24 protein-coding genes are annotated in these 23,030 nt (G+C 59.3%); 23 read left to right on the top strand and 1 reads right to left on the bottom strand.

All coding sequences use genetic code 11. The features are described 5' to 3' along the window. Position 1: 1 nt before the first annotated feature. The 12 genes from AB5Y95_RS07010 (at position 2) to lafU (ending at position 10,098) form a co-directional block, all read left to right on the top strand. Entirely contained in the window at positions 2-1,003 is a 1,002-nt protein-coding gene (locus AB5Y95_RS07010) for a hypothetical protein (RefSeq protein ID WP_244364945.1), read from the top strand. Between the two features lie 49 nt (positions 1,004-1,052). Then, the gene (locus tag AB5Y95_RS07005) at positions 1,053-2,339 is read left to right on the top strand and encodes a motility associated factor glycosyltransferase family protein (protein ID WP_244364947.1); all 1,287 of its coding nucleotides are present in this window, start codon (positions 1,053-1,055) and stop codon (positions 2,337-2,339) included. Next, entirely contained in the window at positions 2,336-2,611 is a 276-nt protein-coding gene (locus AB5Y95_RS07000; protein WP_244364949.1) for a hypothetical protein, read from the top strand. The genes AB5Y95_RS07005 and AB5Y95_RS07000 overlap by 4 nt, the downstream gene beginning before the upstream one ends. Positions 2,612-2,799: 188 nt before the next feature. Further along, the gene (lafA, locus tag AB5Y95_RS06995) at positions 2,800-3,639 is read left to right on the top strand and encodes a lateral flagellin LafA (protein ID WP_244364951.1); all 840 of its coding nucleotides are present in this window, start codon (positions 2,800-2,802) and stop codon (positions 3,637-3,639) included. A 119-nt stretch (positions 3,640-3,758) separates the two neighbouring features. Then, positions 3,759-5,042 carry a lateral flagellar capping protein LafB gene (gene lafB, locus AB5Y95_RS06990; protein ID WP_368160239.1) on the top strand — a complete coding sequence of 428 codons (1,284 nt, stop codon included), beginning with the start codon at positions 3,759-3,761 and terminating at the stop codon, positions 5,040-5,042. A gap of 54 nt (positions 5,043-5,096) precedes the next feature. Then, positions 5,097-5,489, top strand: a complete 393-nt coding sequence (gene lafC / locus AB5Y95_RS06985) for a lateral flagellar export chaperone LafC (RefSeq protein WP_244364956.1) — start codon at positions 5,097-5,099, stop codon at positions 5,487-5,489. A 108-nt stretch (positions 5,490-5,597) separates the two neighbouring features. Continuing rightward, positions 5,598-5,951, top strand: a complete 354-nt coding sequence (locus AB5Y95_RS06980) for a LafX (RefSeq protein ID WP_244364957.1) — start codon at positions 5,598-5,600, stop codon at positions 5,949-5,951. Next, complete coding sequence (gene lafE / locus AB5Y95_RS06975) at positions 5,948-7,030, top strand: lateral flagellar hook-length control protein LafE (protein ID WP_368160236.1); 1,083 nt, start codon at positions 5,948-5,950, stop codon at positions 7,028-7,030. Before AB5Y95_RS06980 ends, lafE begins: the two co-directional genes overlap by 4 nt. A gap of 36 nt (positions 7,031-7,066) precedes the next feature. Continuing rightward, on the top strand, positions 7,067-7,525 hold the full coding sequence (gene lafF / locus AB5Y95_RS06970) for a lateral flagellar basal body-associated protein LafF (RefSeq protein WP_368160233.1): 459 nt from the start codon (positions 7,067-7,069) through the stop codon (positions 7,523-7,525). Between the two features lie 7 nt (positions 7,526-7,532). Continuing rightward, positions 7,533-8,246 carry a lateral flagellar system RNA polymerase sigma factor LafS gene (gene lafS / locus AB5Y95_RS06965; protein WP_244364964.1) on the top strand — a complete coding sequence of 238 codons (714 nt, stop codon included), beginning with the start codon at positions 7,533-7,535 and terminating at the stop codon, positions 8,244-8,246. 47 nt (positions 8,247-8,293) lie between these two features. Continuing rightward, positions 8,294-9,151, top strand: coding sequence for a lateral flagellar motor stator protein LafT (gene lafT / locus AB5Y95_RS06960; RefSeq protein WP_005305741.1), 858 nt, complete (start codon positions 8,294-8,296; stop codon positions 9,149-9,151). Next, complete coding sequence (gene lafU / locus AB5Y95_RS06955) at positions 9,151-10,098, top strand: lateral flagellar motor protein LafU (RefSeq protein WP_017784960.1); 948 nt, start codon at positions 9,151-9,153, stop codon at positions 10,096-10,098. Before lafT ends, lafU begins: the two co-directional genes overlap by 1 nt. A gap of 380 nt (positions 10,099-10,478) precedes the next feature. On the opposite strand, the gene AB5Y95_RS06950 is transcribed toward lafU, so the two are convergent. Then, positions 10,479-11,333, bottom strand: coding sequence for a lytic transglycosylase domain-containing protein (locus AB5Y95_RS06950; protein ID WP_368160229.1), 855 nt, complete (start codon positions 11,331-11,333; stop codon positions 10,479-10,481). Positions 11,334-11,590: 257 nt separating this feature from the next. Between AB5Y95_RS06950 and AB5Y95_RS06945 the strand changes: the two genes are divergently transcribed. The 11 genes from AB5Y95_RS06945 to murG all read left to right on the top strand — a co-directional run bounded on the left by AB5Y95_RS06945 (position 11,591) and on the right by murG (position 23,030). Beyond that, positions 11,591-11,887, top strand: a complete 297-nt coding sequence (locus AB5Y95_RS06945) for a hypothetical protein (RefSeq protein ID WP_005305733.1) — start codon at positions 11,591-11,593, stop codon at positions 11,885-11,887. 239 nt (positions 11,888-12,126) lie between these two features. After that, the gene (gene mraZ / locus AB5Y95_RS06940) at positions 12,127-12,585 is read left to right on the top strand and encodes a division/cell wall cluster transcriptional repressor MraZ (protein ID WP_005305730.1); all 459 of its coding nucleotides are present in this window, start codon (positions 12,127-12,129) and stop codon (positions 12,583-12,585) included. Next, positions 12,586-13,524: a 16S rRNA (cytosine(1402)-N(4))-methyltransferase RsmH gene (gene rsmH, locus AB5Y95_RS06935; RefSeq protein WP_019839161.1), complete on the top strand. Its 939-nt coding sequence runs from the start codon at positions 12,586-12,588 to the stop codon at positions 13,522-13,524. A 3-nt stretch (positions 13,525-13,527) separates the two neighbouring features. Next, entirely contained in the window at positions 13,528-13,842 is a 315-nt protein-coding gene (ftsL, locus tag AB5Y95_RS06930; protein WP_005305726.1) for a cell division protein FtsL, read from the top strand. Beyond that, a complete protein-coding gene (locus AB5Y95_RS06925) occupies positions 13,839-15,593 on the top strand; it encodes a peptidoglycan glycosyltransferase FtsI (RefSeq protein WP_005305719.1) in 1,755 nt (584 codons plus the stop codon). The genes ftsL and AB5Y95_RS06925 overlap by 4 nt, the downstream gene beginning before the upstream one ends. Beyond that, entirely contained in the window at positions 15,574-17,058 is a 1,485-nt protein-coding gene (gene murE / locus AB5Y95_RS06920; RefSeq protein WP_054543582.1) for a UDP-N-acetylmuramoyl-L-alanyl-D-glutamate--2,6-diaminopimelate ligase, read from the top strand. The genes AB5Y95_RS06925 and murE overlap by 20 nt, the downstream gene beginning before the upstream one ends. Then, complete coding sequence (gene murF / locus AB5Y95_RS06915; protein WP_368160225.1) at positions 17,055-18,410, top strand: UDP-N-acetylmuramoyl-tripeptide--D-alanyl-D-alanine ligase; 1,356 nt, start codon at positions 17,055-17,057, stop codon at positions 18,408-18,410. Before murE ends, murF begins: the two co-directional genes overlap by 4 nt. Further along, on the top strand, positions 18,404-19,486 hold the full coding sequence (gene mraY / locus AB5Y95_RS06910) for a phospho-N-acetylmuramoyl-pentapeptide-transferase (RefSeq protein WP_005305710.1): 1,083 nt from the start codon (positions 18,404-18,406) through the stop codon (positions 19,484-19,486). The genes murF and mraY overlap by 7 nt, the downstream gene beginning before the upstream one ends. 3 nt (positions 19,487-19,489) lie before the next feature. After that, entirely contained in the window at positions 19,490-20,773 is a 1,284-nt protein-coding gene (murD, locus tag AB5Y95_RS06905) for a UDP-N-acetylmuramoyl-L-alanine--D-glutamate ligase (RefSeq protein WP_368160223.1), read from the top strand. Further along, a complete protein-coding gene (ftsW, locus tag AB5Y95_RS06900) occupies positions 20,770-21,951 on the top strand; it encodes a cell division protein FtsW (RefSeq protein WP_005305703.1) in 1,182 nt (393 codons plus the stop codon). The genes murD and ftsW overlap by 4 nt, the downstream gene beginning before the upstream one ends. After that, positions 21,951-23,030 (top strand): undecaprenyldiphospho-muramoylpentapeptide beta-N-acetylglucosaminyltransferase, encoded by a 1,080-nt coding sequence (murG, locus tag AB5Y95_RS06895; RefSeq protein ID WP_010635949.1) that lies wholly within the window; start codon positions 21,951-21,953, stop codon positions 23,028-23,030. The genes ftsW and murG overlap by 1 nt, the downstream gene beginning before the upstream one ends.

The following is a 23,030-nucleotide window of genomic DNA, read 5'->3' as shown; positions in this document are numbered from 1 at the left end:
GATGCAGATTCAACAAACCCGTTTGGGCGGCGTGGCCGAAACGCCAGCCCAACCCAGACTGCGCGGGCGTGTGACTGCTCAGAGTGCGTCCCAGCCAACCAGCAAAACGGAGCGCCATCCCAATATTGTCCGGCTGGACCGCTGGGCCCTGATCGGTACGGCGCAGCAGCGGATCGCCCACGCGCAGGGGGGAGAACAAGCGCTGAGTCAGGTCTGGGGTGAATTGAAACGTCTCGAGCAGCAGCTTGGCCAAAATCGTGCCGCGAGCGGTGATCTGGTATCACGCCTCAAGTTGCTGGAAGAGAAGCTGACCCAGCCCCAGGCTCCGCTGACCACAGAGTTGAAGCCTCGCATGCTGGCGTCAGCAGGGGAGAGCCGGGTAAGTTATGGCTCGGAGCGGCTCGACCTGTTGAGTCCCAAAGCGAGTGCAGAACGCCTGGTTTTTTCCTTCCCGCAGACTAGCAGCGCCGTTGAAGTGATGCTGCCTGCTGGCGCTAATGAGGCGGAGGTGGTTACCCGGCTGGATCGGGCTCTGCGCAAAGAGCACATCCAGGCTCGCTTGAACGAACTGGGCAAGCTGGAACTGACCGTACCCGAGCTGCATCGACGCAAACTGGATGAACCGGTTCTGCTCAGCGGCGAGGGGATCCGTATTCCGGCCGGCAATCCTGTTCCGGTGCAGTTCAAACCCAAACCTGGGCAGTTGACCCAGCTGGGGGAGGGCATCGACAAGGGGGAGCTCAAGCAGGAACAGCAGCGTTTGAAACGCCTGTTGGGTGAGATTGAGCAATCTGTCCGTGAGTTGAAACAGTTTCGCCAACGCATGGTCAAGCAGCTTGATCGGGTCAAGGCGCGCAGTCAGAACCTCAAGCAGGAAGAGCTTGAGCTGTTGCAGGGCAAGCTCAGCCAGCAACTCAAGGAGGGTGGCTTCATGGGCACCATGGCTGGCTTGCTGGCACAGGCAAATGTCTCCCGCCAGAATGTGGTCGCGTTGCTGACCTGAATACTTTCTTCTCTTTTCCCATTCCTCTTCTGCAAGTGACATTACCCACATGATCGACTACTTCCCCCAGCACGCAGAGCTCATTGCCCGTCGCTGGCCTGCCGTTTTAGCGTGCCTGCAAGCACAGGACGTCAACCGTGTGCCTGCCGAACTGGTAGAAGGGCTCAGCTCCACCCTGGCCATCAACGGCATTCAACTGACCAGTCGTCATGACAGGATGCAGGAGGCCGAACGGATTGTGGCCATGTCTTCGGCAAAGGCTCCGGAGCTGACCCTCTATGGGACCGGCCTTGGCGACGTACCGCGGGTACTACTGAGGCGTAAGCGTCTGCGCCGGCTGAATGTGAAGATCATGAATGCCTCGATCTTTGCTCTGGTCTTGCATTTGACGGAACAGTTGGACTGGCTTTCTGACCCCAGGGTGAACCTGTTGCTTGCTCAAGAAAATGAGCTGGTCATGTCCCCTTTCCTTTTCCTCAGTTCGGAATTGGAATTGGCGGATGAATCTGCCGCCAAGATCAGGGATAGAGTCCTTATCCAGAGTCGGCTTAAGGCAATCAATGAACAATTCGGGCAGGACTGGGTATCGGAGCGCCTGGCTGGCAATCTGGACCTATTGCGCGAAGATGCCGATGTGGCGCAGTTATTTGGCACAGCCAAAGGGCGGGATGCTTATGTAGTGGCTACAGGACCGACGCTGGCTCATCATCTGAGTGCATTGAAAGCGGTTTATGAGCGACCTGAGCGTCCTCTTTTCATCTGTGTCGACACGGCTCTACGCCCTCTGATGGCCCAAGGAATCAAACCCGATATTGTAGTGACCATAGATCGGCATATTCACCTTGGTATCCTGGATCCTCAGCACTCTTCCCATATTGCTCTTGTCTATATCCCCATGGTGGACAACAAGGTGGTGTCACAATGGCAAGGCCCACGTTATGGCGCTTATGAGATGTTGGACACCTATGCCGGCCTGCAGAAGAAATTGCGGCGGGCATCCCTCTTTACCGGGGGTAGCGTTATTCACCCTGCCACAGACCTGGCGGTCAGGATGGGGGCCCACAACATTACGCTGTTTGGGGCCGATTTCTCCTTTCCTGAAGGCCGGACTCACACCGGATGGCAGGATGGTGAACTGGGTAGTGATGCCCGCTATGGTCGCAGAACAGTACCCAATGGGCATGGTCAACCGGTGAAAACTCTACTCAGCTTCTGCATCTATCTGAATGGCTTGGAAGTTTATATTCAACGCCATCCCGAGGTGAATTTCATGAATAGTAGCCGAGATGGGGCCCGTATTCTGGGTACCAGTTACCATGAGGAGTTTGCGGGATGATCGATGTGGCCAGTTTCAAGGTTGGGACAGATGCACTGGCAGCCTTGTTGCGTGAGGGGAAGGATGAAGAGGCCTGCTTCGAATGTGGACGGATGCTGCAATTGCTGACGCCGCTGATGACGAATCTACCGGTTGAGCTGCAATCATCGTTGCTGCTTCTGGCAAGGCAGTTGCTGCAATGTCAGGAACGTCATGATTGGGTTGGACTGTCTGACTACCTGGAGTTCGAACTTCCGGTCTTGCTGGATGATATTGATCGTGCCTTGCGCTGATCGTCACTGCGATTATTCCTACGGGGCTGGCACTTTGTCAGCCCCGATGTTTTTCCGCTGAGCATGCCCTTCTTAGGCATAAAAAGAAAAATCCCTCTCTTTTGTTCAATTTTTTCCAACCCGTGGTCGTCCTTCTATTTTGTCTACCTAACAAGCTGCAGTGCAGCGCCTAAATCGAGGAAATAACCATGGGCTTGTCCATTCATACCAACTTTGCTTCCATGACCACCCAGAACCAGCTGAACTCCACCAACAAGATGCTGGGTACCGCCATGCAGCGTCTGGGTACCGGTCTGCGTATCAACTCCGCTGCCGACGATGCTGCCGGTCTGCAAATCGCCACCCGTCTGCAGGCCCAGTCCAACGGTCAAAAAGTGGGTATGCGCAACGCTCAGGATGCCATCTCCATGATCCAGACCGCTGAAGGCGCCATGGACGAGATGACCAACATCACCCAGCGTATGAAAGATCTGGCTACCCAGGCAGCCAACGGTACCAACAGCGACAAAGACATCGCCGCAATGGACGCCGAATTCAAGGAGCTGGGTAAAGAGCTGGGCAACATCCGTGACAACACCACTTTCGGCGGCACTGCCTTGCTGAAATCCTCTGGTAAATTCGAGACCGGTGCGGTTTCCTTCCAGATTGGTGCCAGCGCTACCGAGAAGCTGGACTTGAATGCATCCACCCAAGTGAAAGCGGTCAACACTGCCATCACCAGCGCCGCCGCCGTGACTCTGAGCTCCACCAATGCGACTGCCCAGATCACTGCTATGGACGGCATGCTGGAGAAGATCGGTGAAGCTCGCTCCACTTTCGGTGCCAACATCAACCGTCTGGAGCACACCGTCAACAACCTTTCCAACATGAAAGAGAACACCGACATGGCGAACGGCCGTATCATGGATGCCGACTTCGCTCAGGAAAGCACCAACATGACCAAGAACCAGATGTTGATGCAGGCCGGCATGTCCGTTCTGTCCAACTCCAACCAGATGACCGGCATGGTAACTGGTCTGCTGCGTTAATGGATTGCATGGCCGCTCCTGTGGGGCGGCCTTTGTCTGACAAGGGGTGTCGGTTGGAAAGAGTCGAGGCGGTTTTTTCCAACAGGCATGCCAGTTGAGTGAAATGAAGAGGGATTAAGATGCAAATAGATCCGGCCGCTACGGCGATGCAGCTAGTCGCTATTGAGCGAAAAAATATGGACGCGTTGCTGAAGAAGCAGATGGATGGCATCAAGGGTCAGCAGAGTGCGCTCAGCACTCTCAATACCAAGCTATCGACCTTCCAGACCATGCTCAAGGATCTCAACAAGGCGTCCAATTTACAGGCACAGAAGGCAACCATGTCCCAGGACGGGGTCATGACGGTGACGAGCAACGGCAAGGCCAGCTCGGGACAATACAACTTCTTTGTGGAGCAGCTGGCCCAGTCCCATCAGGTTGGTTTCAGTCTGGATAGTGAAACGTCCCCCCTGCCTGCGGATGGAGTCTTCTCGCTCACCGTCAAGGGAAAGACTATCGACATCGATCTGGCCACCTTGCCAGCAGGGTCAACCGTCAAGGATCTGGTCTCCAAAATCAACGATGCCAAGGACAATCCCGGCGTCAAGGCGACGTTGGTCCGCACCGACGGCAAAGTCAACATGGTGCTGACCAGCAAGGACAGCGGGCTGGAGAATGCCATCTCTGTCAACTACAGCGGAGATGCGACCAATTCGCTTGGGGCCGCGATAAGCGGCAAAATGGACATTACCAAAGCCCAGGATGCCAGGTTGCGGATGGGGGGGGACAACCCGTTGACCATCACCTCCGCCAGCAACAAGATCGAAAACGTGGTCGATGGTCTGACACTGCAGCTGACCAAGGCCCAGAAGAGCGGTGATGCCCCCTTGCTGGTCAACATTGAGCAAGACAAGGAGGCAGTGACCGGCTCGCTCAAAAAGTTTGTTGAGAGTTATAACGAGTTGGTCGATGAGCTGGCCAAGATGACGTCCAGCGATCCCAAGGCTCCCGGTGCTCTCTCTTCCGACAGCGGGGTACGCAGCCTCAAGAGCATGCTCTCCAATAGTGTGCGCGACCTGCCCAATGGCCTGAGCCTCAGCAGTCTCGGTATCAAGACTGACAAGGCCGGCAAGCTCTCCTTCAGCGAGACCGATTTCAACAAGGCATTGGACAAGGACCCAGAGCTGCTTGGCAAGGCGTTGCTGGGGGATGATGGCCTGCTCAAGCGCATGAGTGATTCACTCGATCCTTATACCAAGCGTGATGGCGCACTCAAGGGTCGCAAGACGGGTCTTGAGGCGAGCGAGAAACGCATCAAAGAACGTATGGATGCGCTGGATCGCCGTATGGACTCCGCGTATAAGCGCTATCTCAATCAATTCAGCACTATGAATCAAATGTTGCAGACCATGGGTGCTCTCTAAACCGGCACGCTTCCTGCTGTCTGCTGCATCTTATCCAGAACAAGCGAGTTGTACATGTTTGAAGATCAAGACGGCTACGATGCCTACCAATTCGCCGCTACCCAGGCCAAGGCGGCGAGTGCGGACCCACATCAGCTGGTGCTGATGTTGATGGATGGGCTGCTCGATGAAATGGCCCGCGCGGAAGGGCATATTCTGGCCAAGCAGTTTGAGCGCAAAGGGCAAGCGATCAACAAATGCCTGCAGATCCTGGGTGGGCTGGACAGTGCATTGGATATGGAGAAGGGCGGGGAGCTTGCTGTCAACCTGCATCGTCTCTACGACTACTGTGGTCAGCGCCTGTTTGAAATCAGTGTGTCAAACGATGTGGCTGGGTTCGCCGAAGTGTGTCGTATCCTGCTGGAACTGAAGGAAGGTTGGGAAGCAATGGCGCGTCATCCTCGCTAATGCGGAAGTGATGCTTCCTTCTTTTCCCGGCCTGATCCCTGGCCATTCTCATAAATTCCTGAATTTCTCAGCTGGCCTGCTCCTTGCTTGCTGGCAAGGTCATTTTAATTGGGGGCCATCACCATGTCGGTAACCGGAACTAAGCAACTTACTGCAGAGCATGAGACCCGCCAGCGCCAGCTGCTGGGGTTGGGACGCCTGATATTGCAGCAGGCCCGAGCCGGTCAGTGGGATGCAGTTCGTTTGGCTGATAGTCGATTGTCCCAGTTCATCCAGCATATGCTGGGGCAGCCAGAATTATGGGACGCCATGCAACCTGCCAGGGATCAGGTGCGATCCTGGCAGCAGGAGGCTCTGCTGCTCTGTCAGCAAGAAACGGCCTTGCGTAAACGGGAATGGCAGGCGCTGTCCCAGAAGCGGGAAGGGTTGCAAGCTTATGGCGAGGTTCAGGAATGGGCATGATTCAATTCCCCGGCCTTGATGGCGTGGCTGCGCTTGATTCCGCTGGATTCAGTCGTCTTTCCCGGCAGCATGATGGTCAAGGTGACACATACCAACCGCTGGACCTGCCATTCATGGAAGAGCTGGTGGCAATACCTTTGCCAACTGAAACTATCGATGAAAAAGATCCGAGTGTGACTGATGAGCCGCGAGATGATGCTGCCGAACAGTTGGATTCTTTTAACAACCTGCCCCCCGTTTTCCTTTTGTCCGATGATGTTTCGCGACTGTCGATGCTACGCCAGGCCCAGCCGGTAGTCGTGACGACTGATGACAGGGAGGGGGCGGTCCGACAAGACGGCTCATCAGCCGCCTCGGCAGTATTGCGAGCCCTGTCATCCTATGGTCGTTCTGACTACAACCGAGTAGTTGGGGAGGCTGTAGGTTCTCAACATGAAAATAGAATGCTTGTATCCAGCACGGATATTTCCAGCCGTATGGGCGCTCAGATTGCTACAGCGTTAATGGAACCGGTGCTGCGAGACAAGGTTATGGCCAGCGTGCAGCCCCAGCTTGCGGTTGACGGTGCCGGTGAACCTGAATCCACCGTTGCAGACTTGAAAGGTGTGTTCAGCAATCTGGCGACTGCGGTGGCACCCAAACCGGCAGAATATCAATGGGCCCCCGTCAAGTTGGCTGACAACCCCGTTCAATGGGGACAACAATTGCTCGATGTGTTGAAAGACAAGGTTGAGTTGCAGGTCAATCAGCAGGTCAAGCAGGCCCATATCCGGCTTGATCCCCCCGAACTGGGTCGGCTCGAATTGACCGTGCGTTTGGAGGGGGATCGTCTCAATATCCAGCTCAACGCAACCAATCCTGCGGTGCGTGAAGCACTGATCCAGTCGATGGAGCGCCTGCGGATGAGCCTGTCTCCCCATCATACCGGGGGAGTTGAAGTCAACGTGGGCCAGGGTGGTGAGAGAGAGCAGCAGGATAAATGGCAACAACAGCAGATCATGGCTGGACGACGGCAGTGGCAGGAAGAGTTCGAGCCAAGCGATGGCAATGGACGAGACTGGCTGAATACCCTGGTTTGATTTTTTATCCGGCAATAACGAGAGTGATTTCATATTATGCTGCGAGTCGTTAAGTGGTTGATGATGGGCGTGATGGCACTGTGCCTGTTGGCTGTGCTGGCTTATGGGGCCTATCTGAAGCGAGATCTGGTTGCCGTGTGGCTGGGATTGGCTGAGCCAAAACCCGAGCTCAGTACTACCCCGCTGTTCAAACCGATGGAGCGCTTTGTCATTAGTCTGGAAGGTGGTGTGGAATCCCATTATCTCGTGCTTGAGCTGGCATTGGTGACCCACAATCCGGCTCAGCTCAACTCGCTCAATGAACTGACGCCACTGATCCGCAATGCGATGGTGCAATATTTCAGTCACCGCACCCATGAAGATGTCAAAAAGGAGCTTCAGAACATCACTGCATTGCAAAGCTCTTTGTTGGGCAAGCTGGTCACCACGCTGCAGAGCTATGGCTACAAGACCTATCTGGATGAGGTGTTGATTACCAAGGTCTTGGTTCAGTAGCGACTTCATGATGGATATCGACTGGGATAGCCCGCAAGAATTTGTCTCCTCTCCCCCCCGTACGGGCGAACAGGCCATTCTGACCCGTTATCTGCCACTGGTTAAACGGGCTGCCAGCCATTTGCGCAGTCAGGTTTCCGCCTGCTTCGACCAGGAAGACATGGAACAGGTGGGCATGATGGGTCTGCTGGAAGCTTGGCGTCGTTACGACAGTGAGCCGGATGCCCAGTTCGAAAGCTACGCCTTCAAGCGGATCCGTGGGGCCATGCTGGATGAACTGCGTCGCCTGGATTGGCGCCCCCGTCAGTTGCGTCAGCAGGTGCATAGCCACAATCAAACTCAGCGAGAGTTACACAACCGGCTTGGACGTCCTCCGTCGGAACTGGAACTGGCCACCGCATTGGGGTGCACCATTGAAGAAGTGCGCCAACTGGCTTATGCCAGTCAGGCCGAAGCCCTGCAGAGTCTGGAAGAGTGGCTGGAAAATGGTGGCAAGGCTCCGACCACGGAATCCGATGATGTCGACATGGCGATGACCATCAGCAAGGTGCTGACCTCGCTGGACAAGCGCGAGCAGCTGCTGCTCTCCCTCTACTATCAGCAAGAACTGAACATGAAAGAGATTGCCCTGGTGCTGGGGTTGACTGAATCTCGGGTTTGTCAGTTGCACAAGCAGTGTGTTTTACAGCTTAAGCAACGTTTGGTCGACTCCATATACTAACGCCTCACCACTAGTGGTGAGGCTCATTGAATTCTGCGGGAGCATTCATGCAAAAACAGATAGGCCTTGGCGTTATTTTCATTTGTGTGCTGGGCGGTTTCATGATGGCGGGCGGCAACCCCGTTGCTTTGTGGCAACCAGCCGAGTTGATCATCATCATTGGGGCCGCGGCAGGCTCCATGTTCCTGGGTAATTCGAAGGAGGTGATGCACGAGATGTGGCGGCAGATGAAACAATGCTTCAAATCCAACAAGGAGGAGAAGGAGGTTTATCGCGAGTTGCTGACACTGATGCATCAATTGCTGGAAGAGACCCGCAACAAGGGCATGAAGGCACTGGACGAGCATATCGAGAACCCGCAGCAGAGTTCGGTCTTCCTGATGTATCCACAGATTTCGGAAGATCCGCAGTTACTGGGTTTCATCATCGACAACTTGCGTTTGCTGGGCATGGGCAAGATCACCCCGCATGAACTGGATACCGTGCTGGAGCAGGAGATCATGGCGATCGAGGAAGACATGCTCAAGCCGGCACATGCTTTGCACAAGACCGGAGAAGCCTGCCCCGGGTTTGGTATCCTGGCGGCCGTGATGGGGATCATTATCACCATGCAGCAGTTGGATGGGCCTCTGAGCAATATCGGAGTGCATGTTGCTGCCGCATTGGTTGGCACCTTTATCGGTATCTTCCTCTGTTACTGCCTGCTGGAGCCCATCAGCAATGCCATGGAAGAGATGGTCAAGCGCCGGATCGGGCTGCTGATGTGCATCAAATCCATCCTGATTGCCCAGCTACGTGGCAAGACGCCGCTGATTTCCGTCGATTCAGGTCGCAAGATGCTGGAGCCTGACGTGAAGCCCAGTTTCCTTGAACTGGAAGACTGGGTAACGAACAGGGCCATGTAATGCGCAATCACGAACAGATCATCATCAAGCGCCAGCAGCGGCGCAGCAGCGGCCCCAAAGGAGGAGGGGCCTGGAAAGTCGCCTTTGCCGATTTTACTTTGGCGATGATGGCATTTTTCATGGTGCTATGGATCCTGGCTGTCTCCAGCCAGGAGGAGCGAGAAGTCGTCGCCAGCCGCTTGCGTGATTACAGCATCATGGACAGTGAGGCCAACCCGTTCGACATCAGCAATAGCCCCTATCCGGTAGATCTGGGTGGCAACCCTTCTGTACTGGAGGAGCTAAGCCCGAAATTTGTGGAGCAGGGGCAGCGCATGCCGAGACATATGCAGCGAGATCGCAGCATCTTTTCTGATGGCGCCAGTGGTGGGTATGAGAGCCTGCTGGCCGGCAAGATTGAAGGGGAAGCCCAGATGAAGCAGCTGGCCGGCTTCATTGGTTCTCTGGCCGAGCAGATGCAGGCTAAAAATAATCTGGAGTTGCAGCTGGTACCGCAGGGCCTGCGGATCCTGATCCGTGATGATGACGATCGGGAGATGTACAGCCGGGGTAGTGCCCGTATCAGCCCTTTCTTCCGGCACATGCTGATGGCATTGGCACCGATTTTTCAACGGGTTGAAAACCGCATCATGATCTCGGGCCATACCGACAGCACCCCCTTTGCCGGGGACAACTACAGCAACTGGGAGCTCTCCTCGGATCGAGCCATGATGGCTAGACGTGTCTTGCTGGCGGGTGGCATGCCTCCGGAACGAGTGGGACAGGTGGTTGCCATGTCGGATACCATGCTGGAAAACACCGCCGATCCTCGGGGCAGCCAGAACCGTCGAATCGAGCTGCTGATCATGACCAGTCAGGCAGAAAAAAATCTGGAACAGTTGTTCAGTACACAAACGCAAGCGGCCGTGAAACAGGCCAAGGATGAAACGTCTCATGGACAACCTTGAAGCAGAGCCATCAATATCGACCGAATTCAATGATCCCCGGCGCAAGCTACCCCGCTGGTATCTACATGATGGCACTACGCCCCTGGAGTCACAGAGCTGCGGTATTGCAGCAAGGCTGCTGGTATCGGGTTTGTTGTTTGACAAGAGTATCGGCAGAGCCGTGATCAAGGACATTGGTCCCGGTGGGGTAGGCTTTCTTGCGCCGGCCCGTTTTGTCTTGCCCGAAATAGTTGCCTTATCGCTCTCGCCACGAATTGTGCTGGATTGCCACATCACCCATCGTCGCCCCATCGGACAGTATCTGAGTTTTTATGGTGCCCGCTGGTCGGAGCCCGAGTCAGTCGATTTATCACCGGTATTGAGTCACTGGCGACACTGTTTCATGGTACCAGAGGCGGGCGTTTCGTCTCCAATCCCAGCGGATCCTGCAACACCTCCAGCCTGACCGAACCCTTGCTCATATCCAGCCCTCTTGCTGCCTGCAACAACAGAGGGTCGTGCAAACCTTCCAGCGACACTGCCTTGTAAAACACCTGCTTGCTGTTTTGGCGTGTCGGTGCAGGAGGTCCTCCCCGGCTGTAGACGATGGGACAGTTGGTGACCCCGGGGGCATCGGGAAGCTGCCATGCCGGATTCCAGCGGCTTGCTTCATTCATCGCGACCCCCTTTGCCATGGCCCATTGCAACAAGGAACAACTGCCAGGGGGTGTGGCAACCTGAATATTTTCCCCTGCTTGCCAGGGGGGCAGGGTGATCTGGTGCTGTTCCGACCGGTCAAGCAACTGGGCCAAGGCAATAAAGCGCGCCACATACAGGCGTGTTTCCATAGGCAGTTGCAGCTCCCATATATTTCGGGTGCCTGCATCGAGTACCGCTTTCAAGACTCTCCCTTCTCCTGCGTTATAGGCTGCAAGTGCCAGCAGCCAGTCCTGCCCGAAAAACTGATGAAGCCAGCCGAGATAGGAGAGAGCCGCATCGGTAGCAAGCGGTAGCGAATAGCGCCCATCAAAGCCCGGTTGCATAGGAATGGAGAAGCGTACAGCTGTATCGGGCATCAGTTGCCAGGGGCCAGCAGCGCCTGCTGCCGATATCACATCTAGCCGATAACTGCTCTCTATCAGTGGTAAAAAGGCCAGCATACGAGGCAACTTGCGAGCGCTGACCTGATCTGCAACCCAGCGGATCATGGGCTGGGACTGTGTCAGTCGTCTTTGCAGGTGATCGCGTTGCTTCAACAGAAACTGTGTTTGCTGAGTGACCAGTTCGGCTCCTTTTCCCTGAATTGGGGTAGGAAAACCAGCCTGCCAGTGATAGTTATGATAAGAATAACAATAGGGAGAGGTCAGTAATAGAACGCTAACTAGCCAACCGAGAGAGCGACTCATGATATGAGGGGGAGGCAAATAGCATTAGAGAATAAAAACATGATGTATCTCAACAGTTTTCGATAATTTTTGTCGACTGTTCATGTGGAATCCAGGACGTGATAAGCATGATAGCACGAGTAAAAAAGACCCCAAAAGCGGGCAAGGCACTCCAGAAGTTTCTACTGTATTTGATTCTCGCCAATTTTGTATTGATGGGGCTTTATGTCATGCATGCCGGGGAACTGGCATTTGGCGTCAATATCCTGCTGACCTTCCTGCTGATTATCTACAATCTTCTGCTTTGCCAGTTGGTATGCCTGCGAGCTCGCCGGGCTGGTGACGGTTATATCATCTACCCCGTGGTTGGGGTCAGCATCATCCTGTGTACCGTGGTACTCTATCGCTTCATTATTTCCCCCTGATTAGAGTGGTCTTCATACTGGCCGTTAATTAATCAATAGTGCCTTCTCGTAAATAAGTTGTGGAAAATCAACTCATTTAATCCTCGCTGCGAAAATGCTGCGTCAATATGTTCCCCATGCCCGAGATCCTCGCTTGAAAAGCCCTCAGCACGTCCTTAAACTTCAAGGTGGGGAAAAGTGGATCAAAGTGGTTTTTATCGGGCGGTTTGCCCCTTTAACTCATTTTCAGGGACTGCAATTTGTTGCGTGGTGCGCATGCCATCAGCCTGGACAGCAAGGGGCGATTGGCGATTCCGACCAAGTACCGTGATTGGCTGCGCGACGAGAGCGAGGGCCAGCTGGTCTGCACCATCGATATTGCTCACCCCTGTCTGCTGCTTTACCCCCTGAACGAATGGGAAGAGATCGAGCGCAAGCTCAAGACCCTCTCCAGCATGAATCCCCTTGAACGCCGCCTGCAGCGGTTGTTGCTCGGGCATGCGACCGAATGCGAGCTGGACGGCAATGGCCGTCTGCTGCTCAGCCAGCCACTGCGCAGCCACGCGGGGCTGGACAAGAAAATCATGCTGGTGGGCCAGCTCAACAAATTTGAGCTGTGGGATGAAGCCCGCTGGCAACAACAGGTCAATGACGACATTCAGGGCCTGCCCGAGGATGACTGGGCAAGCTCGCCACGACTACAGGATTTCTCTTTATAAATGACCCAAGCCGCTGAACACATCACAGTGCTGCTGCACGAAGCCGTCGAAGGGCTGGCCATCAAGCCGGACGGCATCTACGTCGACGGTACGTTTGGCCGGGGCGGTCACTCGCGCCTTATCCTGCAGCAGCTGGGCCCCAATGGCCGTCTGATCGCCATCGATCGGGATCCCCAGGCCATTGCCGAAGCCGCCAAGATCCAGGATCCGCGTTTCGAGATCGTGCACGGCCCGTTTTCCGGCATCACCACCTACCTGAGTGAGCGCGGCCTGCTGGGCAAGGTCGACGGTTTCCTGCTGGATCTGGGGGTTTCTTCCCCCCAGCTGGACGATGCCGAGCGCGGTTTCAGCTTCATGAAGGACGGTCCGCTCGACATGCGGATGGATCCCACTTCCGGTCAGAGCGCCGCCGAATGGCTGGCCAGGGCCGATGTGGACGACATCGCCTGGGTACTGAAGACCTTCGGTGAGGAGCGCTTTGCCAAGAAGATTGCCCGCGCCATCGTGCATGACCGGGTCACCGAGCCCTATGTTCGCACCCGCCAGCTGGCGGAGATGATCGCCCGGGTCAATCCGAGCAAGGAAAAGGGCAAGCACGCTGCCACCCGCAGCTTCCAGGCCATCCGCATCTATATCAACAGCGAACTGGACGAGATCGAGACCGCACTCAACGGGGCCCTGGAAGTGCTGGCCCCCCACGGCCGCCTCTCCGTCATCAGCTTCCATTCGCTGGAAGATCGGCTGGTGAAGCACTTCATCCGCAAGCACGAGAAAGGCCCGGAAGTGCCGCACGGCATTCCGCTGACCGAGGCCCAGCTGGCCGGCGGTCGCAAACTGAAATCGGTCGGCAAGGCGCTCAAGCCTTCCGAGCATGAAGTCAACGAAAACAGCCGGTCACGCAGCTCGGTGCTGCGGGTGGCCCAGCGGCTGGCGGAGTAAGCCATGAGCGAGGTGCGTGTTCATCTGGCCAGAGAGATCCTCGGCGATCTCTGGCGGCACAAGCTGCAGGTGGTGCTGGCCATCGCCGTGCTGATCACCGCCTTTGCGGTGATCCTGGTGACCAACATGACTCGCGGCCTCACCGCCAAGCAGAATGACCTGATGGCGGAGGAGGACAGGCTCAACATCGAGTGGCGCCACCTGCTGCTGGAGCAGGGCACGCTGGCAGAGCATTCCCGGGTCGCGAGTCTGGCCATGGACAAGTTGCAGATGGCTCGCCCGCTGGTGACCACCGAGAAGGTAATTACACAACCATGAAACGCAAGGCATCCGCCAAGGCCCAACCCAAGGTCAAAGCCCCGTCACTCTATCCGTGGCGCTTTCGCACGCTGGTGTTTTTCATCGGCATTGCGTTTGCCGGCTTGATCCTGCGGCTGGCCTGGATCCAGGTGATCGACCCGGACAGGCTGCGTCAGGAGGGGGACATGCGCTCGCTGCGCACTACCTCCACCCAGGCGGTGCGTGGCATGATCACCGATCGCAACGGTGAACAGCTGGCGGTGTCGGTACCGGTCGAAGCGGTGTGGGCCGATCCCAAGACGGTGCATGAATCCGGTGCCATCCACAACGAACGCGCCTGGATGGCGCTCTCCGCCGTGCTCAAGCTCGACATCAACACCCTCAAGCACCGTATCTCCAACCCGAGCAAGCGCTTCGTCTACCTGCAGCGGCAGGTGACGCCGGCGGTGTCCGAGTACATCAAGGGGCTCAAGCTGGGCGGCATCTACCTGCGTCCGGAGTCGCGCCGTTTCTATCCGACCGGCGAGATCAGCGCCCATCTGGTAGGGGTGACCAACATCGATGGGCATGGCATCGAGGGGATCGAGCGCAGCTATGACGAATGGCTGACCGCGACCCCAGGCGAGATGCGGGTGCGCAAGGACCGGCAGGGTCGGGTCATCGAGCGGCTCGGGCTGGTGAAAGAGGGCAAGAACGCCAACGATCTGCAGCTGAGCATCGATCAGCGGGTACAGGCGCTGGCCTACCGGGCACTCAAGCGGGCCACCGACGAGAACAAGGCGACCTCCGGCTCCATGGTGATGCTGGACGTGAAGACCGGCGAGGTGCTCGCCATGGTCAACACCCCCTCCTACAACCCCAACAATCGCGGTCAGTACCAGAGTTTCCGGGTGCGCAACCGGGTGGTGACCGACACCTATGAACCGGGCTCCACCGTCAAACCCCTGATCCTGTTGAGTGCCCTGCAGGCCGGCGTCACCAGCTGGAAGGACACCATCCAGGGTGGACCCCTGTTCATCGGGGCCAAGCAGATCCGCGACGTGAGTATTCACAAGGCGACCAACCTGTACGACATCCTGCGCTACTCCTCCAACATCGGCATGTCGCGTATCGCTCTGCGGATGCCGGCCCAGGAGATGATCAACACCCTCAGCATGGTGGGCTTCGGGATGGATACCGGCAGCGGCCTGATGGGCGAGAGCAGCGGCATGCTGCCTCAACGTCGGCGCTGGTCCGATATCGAACGGGCCACCCTGTCGTTCGGCTATGGCCTGCGGGTGACCCCGCTGCAGCTGGCTTCTGCCTACGCCACCCTGGCCAACAAGGGCAAGCGGGTGCCCATCTCCATCGTCAAGGTGAGCGAGCCGCCCAAGGGGGAGCAGGTCATCGACCACAACAACGCCACCGCCATGCTGCAGGCGCTGGAGTACGTGGTCGACAACGCCATTCCGAAAGCCAAGATCCCGGGCTACCGGGTCGGCGGCAAGAGTGGTACTGCCAAGGTCGCCGTAGCCGGCGGCTACGGCAAGGATTACATGGCCTGGTTCGCCGGCTTCGCCCCGGCCAGCAACCCGCGCTTCGTCATGGTGGTGGTGATCAACGAGCCCAAGGGCGATGCCTACTACGGTGGCGCCGTGGCGACCCCGCCGTTTGCCGAGGCCATGGGCGGGGTGCTGCAACTCTTCAATATTCGTCCCGACGCGGTGCCGCCAGCGGTACCTACCAAACTTGCCCGTACGGAGGCTTCCAATGTTGTCCCGCGCACTTGATCAGCTGATGCGCCCCTTTGGCATTACTGCCCCGGCGCTCGCACTCACCGACATCCAGCTGGACAGTCGGCGTGTCGGGCCCGGTTGTCTCTTCGTGGCGATTCGCGGGCATCAGGTGGATGGCAGACGGTTTATCGAACAGGCGGTGGCTCAGGGAGCGACCGCCGTACTGTTTGAAGAGGACGGGGAATTCGTGGCACCAACGCTGGCCGTGCCCTGCATCGGCGTGCCCAATCTACCGGCCCGCCTCTCCGAGCTGGCCGGCTATTTCTACGACCAGCCGGCCAGCAAGCTGGCGCTGGTGGGTATCACAGGCACCAACGGCAAGAGCACCACTGCACTGCTGGTCGCCAACTGGCGAACCCTGCTGGGGGGCAAGGCCGGGGTGATGGGCACGATCGGCAACGGCCTGTTCGGCGATCTTATCGAAGCTGAGAACACCACCGGCAGCGCGCTGCAGGTACAAGCCAATCTGGCCGCCCTGCAGGCGCAGGGGGCGGATCTGGTGGCGATGGAGGTTTCTAGCCACGGTCTGGTGCAGCATCGCGTGGCGGCCCTGCCGTTTGCTGCCGCCGTGTTCACCAACCTGAGCCGGGATCACCTGGACTATCACGGCACCATGGAAGCCTATGGCGCCGCCAAGGAAGAGCTGCTGAAACTGGTGGACGAACCCTGCGCCGTGCTCAATGCCGATGACCGCCTGGGTCGCCAGTGGCTGGCCGCTTATCCGACCGCGGTGGCGTTCAGCGTGCACGGCCCGGTGGCTAATCACCCGGGGCGACAGCTGACGGCGCAAGACCCCCATTTCCACCAGCAAGGTTTTCGCACGCAGATTAACTCCAGTTGGGGGAATGGTGTATTATCCGCCCCCTTGCTCGGGCGCTTCAACGTCAGCAATGTGCTGGCCGCGATGGGCGCCATGCTGGTGCTCGGCTATGACTTCGACGAGTTGCTGGCCACTGCGCCGCAACTGCAGCCGGTGACCGGTCGCATGGAGTGTTTCGGTGGCGGCAAGGCGCCGCTCGCCGTGGTCGACTATGCCCACACGCCGGATGCGCTGGAGAAGGCGCTGCAGGCCCTGCGGGTGCACTGTGAAGGACGGCTCTGGTGCCTGGTGGGATGTGGCGGCGACAGGGATCGCGGCAAGCGTCCCATGATGGCCGCCATGGCCGAGCTGCATGCGGATCGCGTGATCCTGACCGACGACAACCCCCGTACCGAGGAGCCGGCCCGGATCATGGCCGACATGGTGGCGGGTCTTCGCGATCCTGGCGCCGTGCAGATCGAGCACGACAGAGTCAAGGCGATCCAGCTGGCGCTGAGCCAGGCAAACAAACAGGACATCATCCTGGTGGCCGGTAAAGGCCACGAGGATTATCAGATCATTGGAACCGACAAGCGGCACTACAGCGACCGGGAAACCGTCGCGGCCGCCTTGCACACATTATTGGAGTCATTCGCATGATGACCCTCAGGCTTGCCGAGCTGGCGCAGGTACTCGATGCCCGTCTGATTGGTGAAGACGAAGCGATCACGGCTGTCAGTACCGACACCCGTACCCTGGGTGCCGGCGCGCTGTTCGTGGCGCTGCGCGGCGAGCGTTTCGATGCCCACGATTTCTGCGACCAGGCCGTGGCTGCCGGCGCCTCCGCCCTGCTGGTGGAGCGTGAACTGCCGCTGGCGATCCCCCAGCTGGTGGTGGCCGATACCCTCAAGGGACTGGGCCGCCTCGGTCGGCTGGTGCGCGAGCGCATCAACCCGAAAGTGCTGGCCATCACCGGCAGCTGCGGCAAGACCACGGTGAAGGAGATGGCGACTGCCATTCTGCGCCAGGAAGGGGAAGTGCTGGCCACCGCCGGCAACTTCAACAACGAGGTGGGAGTGCCGCTCACCCTGCTGCGCCTCGAGCCGCAACACCAGTTCGCGGTGATGGAGCTGGGGGCCAACCACCCGGGCGAGATCGCCTGGACCACCTCGCTGGCCAGACCCGATGCCGCCATCATCAACAACGTGGCGGCCGCTCATCTGGAGGGCTTCGGCTCGCTGGAAGGGGTGTTCCACGCCAAGAGCGAGATTTTTGAGGGGCTGGGTGAAGGTGGCACCGCCATCGTCAACGCCGACAACGAGTTCTGGCCCAAATGGCAGGCCCGCGGCATTCACTGCGCCTTCTCCATCGAGGATCAGCGTCAGCCGTTCCACGCCAGAGACGTGGTGATCAATCAGCAGGGCTGTGCCGAGTTCGTCATGGTGACCCCGCAGGGCGAAGTGAGCCTGACCCTGGCCATTCCGGGCCGCCACAATGTGGCCAACGCGCTGGCCGCTGCCGCTGGCACGCTGGCGCTCGGCGCTTCGCTCGCCTCGGTCAAGGCCGGGCTCGAGCAGATGGCGCCGGTCAAGGGGCGCTTCTGCGTCCAGCGCTGGGGTGGTCTCACCTTGGTGGACGACACCTACAACGCCAGCGTGGAGTCCGTGCTGGCGGGTATCGATACCTTGACTGCCATGAACGGCTACAAGGTGCTGGTGTTCGGTGACATGAAGGAGTTGGGTGAGGAGTCCGCCGAGCAGCACGCCCGAGTCGGTCGCCACGCCCGTGAGCGCGGTCTGGATGCCGTGCTGACCGTAGGAGAACAGAGTCGCCACACCGCAGATGCCGCGGCTGGCCGACATTTCGATAACAAGGCGTCGTTGTTTGAAGTGCTTGCACAAATGATAAAAACACATCAAGAAATTTCGATTCTGGTCAAGGGTGCCCGCGGCTCCCGCATGGAAGATCTCGTCGAGATGGTCAAAGACCATCAGGAGTCGGCCACATGCTAGTCTGGCTGGCGGAACTGCTCACCCCGCACTTCACCTTCTTCAACGTCTTCTCCTACCTGACGTTTCGCGCCATCCTGTCGATCATCACCGGTCTGGTGGTGGCGCTCTGGATGGGGCCGCGCCTCATCCGCCGCCTGCAGATCCTCAAATTCGGCCAGGTGATCCGCAATGACGGCCCCGAGTCACACCTGAGCAAGAAAGGCACCCCGACCATGGGCGGCCTGATGATCATCGCCGCCATCTTCATCTCAGTGCTGCTCTGGTGCCGTCTCGACAACCCGTATGTCTGGCTGGTGCTGTTCGTGCTGGGTGCCTACGGCGCCATCGGCTTCGCCGATGACTACCTCAAGGTGGTGCGCAAGAACACCGATGGCCTGATCGCCCGCTGGAAGTACTTCTGGCAATCCGCCGTTGCGCTGGGGGTGGCTGTGTTCCTCTACGCCACGGCTACCCACGACGGTCAGACCCAGCTGGTGGTGCCCTTCCTCAAGGACGTGATGCCGCAGCTCGGTCTGATGTTCATCGTACTGACCTATTTCGTCATCGTCGGCACCTCCAACGCGGTTAACCTGACCGACGGCCTCGACGGTCTGGCCATCATGCCGACCGTGATGGTGGCGGGGGGCTTCGCCTTCATCGCCTGGGCGACCGGCAACGTCAACTTCGCCAGCTACCTGCACATTCCCTACGTGCCCTATACCTCCGAGCTGGTGATCGTCTGTACCGCCATCGTCGGCGCCGGTCTGGGGTTCCTCTGGTTCAACACCTATCCGGCCCAGGTCTTCATGGGGGACGTGGGTTCCCTGGCGCTGGGCGGCGCGCTCGGCACCATCGCCGTGCTGGTACGCCAGGAGTTCCTGCTGGTGATCATGGGCGGGGTCTTCGTGATGGAGACCGTCTCCGTGATCCTGCAGGTGGGGTCCTACAAGCTGCGCGGCGTGCGCATCTTCCGTATGGCGCCGATCCATCACCACTATGAGAAGAAGGGCTGGCCGGAGCCGCGCGTCATCGTGCGCTTCTGGATCATCACCCTCATGCTGGTGCTGCTCGGCCTTGCCACCCTGAAGGTGAGGTAAGCCATGGTCATCATCATCGGACTCGGCAAAACCGGACTCTCCTGCGTCGACTACTTCCTCGGCCGTGGCGTCACGCCGCTGGTGATGGACACCCGCGCCAACCCGCCCGGCAAGGATCAGCTGCCACCCGAGGTGGAGCTCATTCACGGGCTGGACGGCGAGCGCCTCAAGCAGGCGCACATGATAGTGGCGAGCCCAGGCATCGCCTTGGCCACCCCCGAGCTGAAAGCCGCCGCCGAGTGCGGGGTGCAGATCGTCGGTGACATCGAACTGTTCGTGCGCGATACCGAAGTGCCGGTCATCGCCATCACCGGCTCCAACGGCAAGAGCACTGTGACTACCCTGGTGGGCGAGATGATCGCCGAAGCCGGCCTCAAGGTGGGCGTTGGTGGCAACATCGGCACGCCGGCGCTTGAGCAGCTCAAGCAGCCGATGGATCTCTGCGTGCTGGAGCTCTCCAGCTTCCAGCTGGAGACCACCCACAGCCTGCGCGCCGCCGCTTCCGTGGTGTTGAACCTCAGTGAAGATCATATGGATCGCTATCAGGGCATGGCCGACTACCGCGCCGCCAAGATGGAGATCCATCAGCACTCCCAGCACATTCTGGTCAATCGTGACGATGCCCAGACCCTGCCCGATGTGGGTCAGGTGTGGCAGAGCTTCGGTCTCGACTGCAACGGTTACGGCCGTTGTGAGTTGGAGGGTCGCCAGTGGTTGACCCTGCACGGCGAGCCGTTGCTGGCGGTGGACGAGATGAAGATCGTCGGTGCCCACAACCAGGCCAACGCCCTGGCCGCCATGGCTCTGTGCGATGCGGTGGGCATTCCGCGAGAGCCCCAGCTCGCCGTGCTGCGCCGCTTCGAGGGGTTGCCGCACCGCGCCCGCTTCGTGCGCGAGGTGAACGGGGTGCGCTGGATCAACGACTCCAAGGCCACCAACGTGGGGGCTACCCTGGCCGCCGTGGCCGGGGTGCGTGAATCGGTGAAAGGCCGTCTGCTGCTGCTGGCTGGCGGTCAGGGCAAGGGGCAGGATTTCGGCCCGGTGCAGGCGCTGCTCGGCAGCCAGATCGATCACATGTACTGTTTCGGCCAGGATGCCGAGGTGCTGCTGGCGCTGGGTGAGCAGACCGAGCGGGTTGCCGATCTCGATGCCGCGGTCGCCAAGGCGGCTGCCGATGCCAGGCCAGGCGACTGGGTGCTGCTGGCACCCGCCTGCGCCAGCCTGGACCAGTTCAAGTCTTTCGAAGCGCGCGGTGATCGTTTCACCGAGCTGGTGATGGCCTTATGAACGCCCTGCGCGCAGTAGCGGGCTTCCTGCAGCGCTGGTTGTTGCCGGCACGCCCTGCCGGTCTTTACGACCGGCAGCTGGTGGTGCTGGCGCTGGCGCTGATGGCGGTGGGTCTGGTGATCGTGGCCTCTGCCTCGATCCCAGAGGGGATCGCCATCAACAACGATCCCTTCATGTTCGTGAAGCGCCATGGCCTGTTCTTGCTGATGGCGCTCGGGGTCTCCTGGTTCGTACTGCAGGTACCCATGGCCCGCTGGCAACACTACAACGGCCCCATGCTGCTGCTGGCCATCGTCATGCTGGTGCTGGTGCTGCTGGTGGGGCGCAGCGTCAACGGCTCGGTGCGCTGGTTGCCGCTCGGCCCCTTCAACCTGCAGCCGGCCGAGTTTGGCAAGCTGGCATTGTTTGTCTATCTGGCCGGCTACCTGGTACGCCGCCAGAGCGAGGTGCGCGAGCGCTTCATCGGCTTCATGAAGCCGATGGCGGTGCTGTTCGTGGTGGCCATCCTGCTGCTGGCACAGCCTGACCTGGGTTCTGTGGTGGTGATGTTCGTGACGTCGCTGGGCATGCTGTTTCTGGCCGGCGCCCGCCTGGTACAGTTCATCGGCCTCATCCTGGTGGGGGTGAGCGCGGTAGTGACCCTGATCATCGCCGAGCCCTACCGGATGCGGCGGGTCACCTCCTTCCTCGACCCCTGGGCCGATCCATTTGGCAGCGGCTACCAGCTGACCCAGTCGCTGATGGCCTTCGGTCGTGGCAGCTGGTTTGGCGAGGGGCTGGGCAACTCCATCCAGAAGATGGAGTACCTGCCGGAGGCGCACACCGACTTCGTGTTTGCGATCTTGGGTGAAGAGCTGGGGTATGTGGGCGTGCTGGGCGCGCTCTTCCTCATCTTCGCGCTCTCGGTCAAGGCGCTCAAGCTGGGTCACCAGGCGCTGGTGGCGGAGCGGCTGTATGAAGGCTATCTGGCCATCGGCATCGGCATCTGGTTCAGCTTCCAGACCTTCGTCAACGTCGGCGCCGCCAGCGGCATGATGCCGACCAAGGGTCTGACCCTGCCGCTGGTCAGTTATGGTGGTTCGAGCCTCATCATCATGATGGTGGCGGTGAGCATGTTGATTCGTATCGATTTCGAGTTGCGTCAGGCCAGTGCCCAGGCGCGCGTGCGGGAGGTTTAGTGAGCAAGACGCTGTTGGTGATGGCAGGCGGTACCGGGGGCCACGTGTTCCCCGGTTTGGCCGTGGCCGATCGCCTCAAGGCCCAGGGCTGGACCATTCACTGGCTCGGCACCGCCGACCGGATGGAGGCGGAGCTGGTGCCTGCCCATGGTTATCCCATCTCCTTCATCGATATCCAGGGGGTGCGTGGCAATGGCATCAAGCGGCTGCTGGCGGCCCCCTATCGCATCGTAAAATCCGTGCTGCAGGCGCGCCGGGTGCTCAAAACCATTCGCCCCGACGTGGTGCTCGGCATGGGCGGTTTTGCCTCCGGTCCGGGTGGCGTGGCCGCCTGGCTGTCCGGCATCCCGTTGCTGCTGCATGAGCAGAATGCCGCGGCCGGCATGACCAACAAGCTGCTGGCTCGCCTCGCCAAGCGGGTGCTGATGGCCTTCCCGGGCGCCTTTGCGCCGAGCCGTCGCACCGCCGTGGTGGGCAACCCGGTGCGCCCCGAAGTGGTGGCCCTGCCGGATCCGCAACTGCGCAGCAGTGCAGAGCCGCTGCGGCTGCTGATCGTCGGTGGCAGCCTGGGGGCCCGGGTGCTCAACGAGCAGGTGCCGCCGGCAGTGGCGGCGGCCGGTGTGCCCATCGAGGTGCGTCACCAGTGCGGCAAGGGCAATCGCGATGCCGTGGCCGAGGCCTACGCCAAGCAGGGCGTTGCGGCCGAGGTAAGTGAATTTATCAAGGACATGGCCGGTGCCTATGCCTGGGCAGACCTGGTGGTGTGCCGGGCCGGGGCGCTGACCGTCTCCGAAGTCGCCGCCGCCGGGGTTGCCGCCATTTTTGTGCCGCTGCCCCACGCGGTGGATGATCACCAGACCCGCAACGCCCTGACTCTGGTCGACGGCGGTGCGGCTGAATTCCTGCCCCAATCCGAGCTGACCACGGCCTCGCTGGCTGCGCGTCTCTCCTGGCTTGCCGGGCGCAGGGAAACCCTATTGAACATGGCCCAGGCCGCCCGTCGCGTCGCCATCATCGATGCCGCCGAGCGGGTCGCCGATGAGTGCAAACGCCTGGCGACCGGGCAGAGCGAGAGATGA

Origin of the sequence: Aeromonas sp. R5-3 (genome assembly GCF_040908225.1) — a bacterium.
Lineage (GTDB): Bacteria > Pseudomonadota > Gammaproteobacteria > Enterobacterales > Aeromonadaceae > Aeromonas > Aeromonas dhakensis.
This window is presented reverse-complemented; position numbering and strand designations above follow the sequence as displayed.

Bases quoted from the DNA above. Each gene is read 5' to 3' on its own strand.
- AB5Y95_RS07010 (WP_244364945.1), top strand. From the start codon at position 2: ATGCAGATTCAACAAACCCGTTTGGGCGGCGTGGCCGAAACGCCAGCC.
- AB5Y95_RS07005 (WP_244364947.1), top strand. From the start codon at position 1,053: ATGATCGACTACTTCCCCCAGCACGCAGAGCTCATTGCCCGTCGCTGG.
- AB5Y95_RS07000 (WP_244364949.1), top strand. From the start codon at position 2,336: ATGATCGATGTGGCCAGTTTCAAGGTTGGGACAGATGCACTGGCAGCC.
- lafA (WP_244364951.1), top strand. From the start codon at position 2,800: ATGGGCTTGTCCATTCATACCAACTTTGCTTCCATGACCACCCAGAAC.
- lafB (WP_368160239.1), top strand. From the start codon at position 3,759: ATGCAAATAGATCCGGCCGCTACGGCGATGCAGCTAGTCGCTATTGAG.
- lafC (WP_244364956.1), top strand. From the start codon at position 5,097: ATGTTTGAAGATCAAGACGGCTACGATGCCTACCAATTCGCCGCTACC.
- lafE (WP_368160236.1), top strand. From the start codon at position 5,948: ATGATTCAATTCCCCGGCCTTGATGGCGTGGCTGCGCTTGATTCCGCT.
- lafF (WP_368160233.1), top strand. From the start codon at position 7,067: ATGCTGCGAGTCGTTAAGTGGTTGATGATGGGCGTGATGGCACTGTGC.
- lafS (WP_244364964.1), top strand. From the start codon at position 7,533: ATGATGGATATCGACTGGGATAGCCCGCAAGAATTTGTCTCCTCTCCC.
- lafT (WP_005305741.1), top strand. From the start codon at position 8,294: ATGCAAAAACAGATAGGCCTTGGCGTTATTTTCATTTGTGTGCTGGGC.
- lafU (WP_017784960.1), top strand. From the start codon at position 9,151: ATGCGCAATCACGAACAGATCATCATCAAGCGCCAGCAGCGGCGCAGC.
- AB5Y95_RS06945 (WP_005305733.1), top strand. From the start codon at position 11,591: ATGATAGCACGAGTAAAAAAGACCCCAAAAGCGGGCAAGGCACTCCAG.
- rsmH (WP_019839161.1), top strand. From the start codon at position 12,586: ATGACCCAAGCCGCTGAACACATCACAGTGCTGCTGCACGAAGCCGTC.
- ftsL (WP_005305726.1), top strand. From the start codon at position 13,528: ATGAGCGAGGTGCGTGTTCATCTGGCCAGAGAGATCCTCGGCGATCTC.
- AB5Y95_RS06925 (WP_005305719.1), top strand. From the start codon at position 13,839: ATGAAACGCAAGGCATCCGCCAAGGCCCAACCCAAGGTCAAAGCCCCG.
- murE (WP_054543582.1), top strand. From the start codon at position 15,574: ATGTTGTCCCGCGCACTTGATCAGCTGATGCGCCCCTTTGGCATTACT.
- murF (WP_368160225.1), top strand. From the start codon at position 17,055: ATGATGACCCTCAGGCTTGCCGAGCTGGCGCAGGTACTCGATGCCCGT.
- mraY (WP_005305710.1), top strand. From the start codon at position 18,404: ATGCTAGTCTGGCTGGCGGAACTGCTCACCCCGCACTTCACCTTCTTC.
- murD (WP_368160223.1), top strand. From the start codon at position 19,490: ATGGTCATCATCATCGGACTCGGCAAAACCGGACTCTCCTGCGTCGAC.
- ftsW (WP_005305703.1), top strand. From the start codon at position 20,770: ATGAACGCCCTGCGCGCAGTAGCGGGCTTCCTGCAGCGCTGGTTGTTG.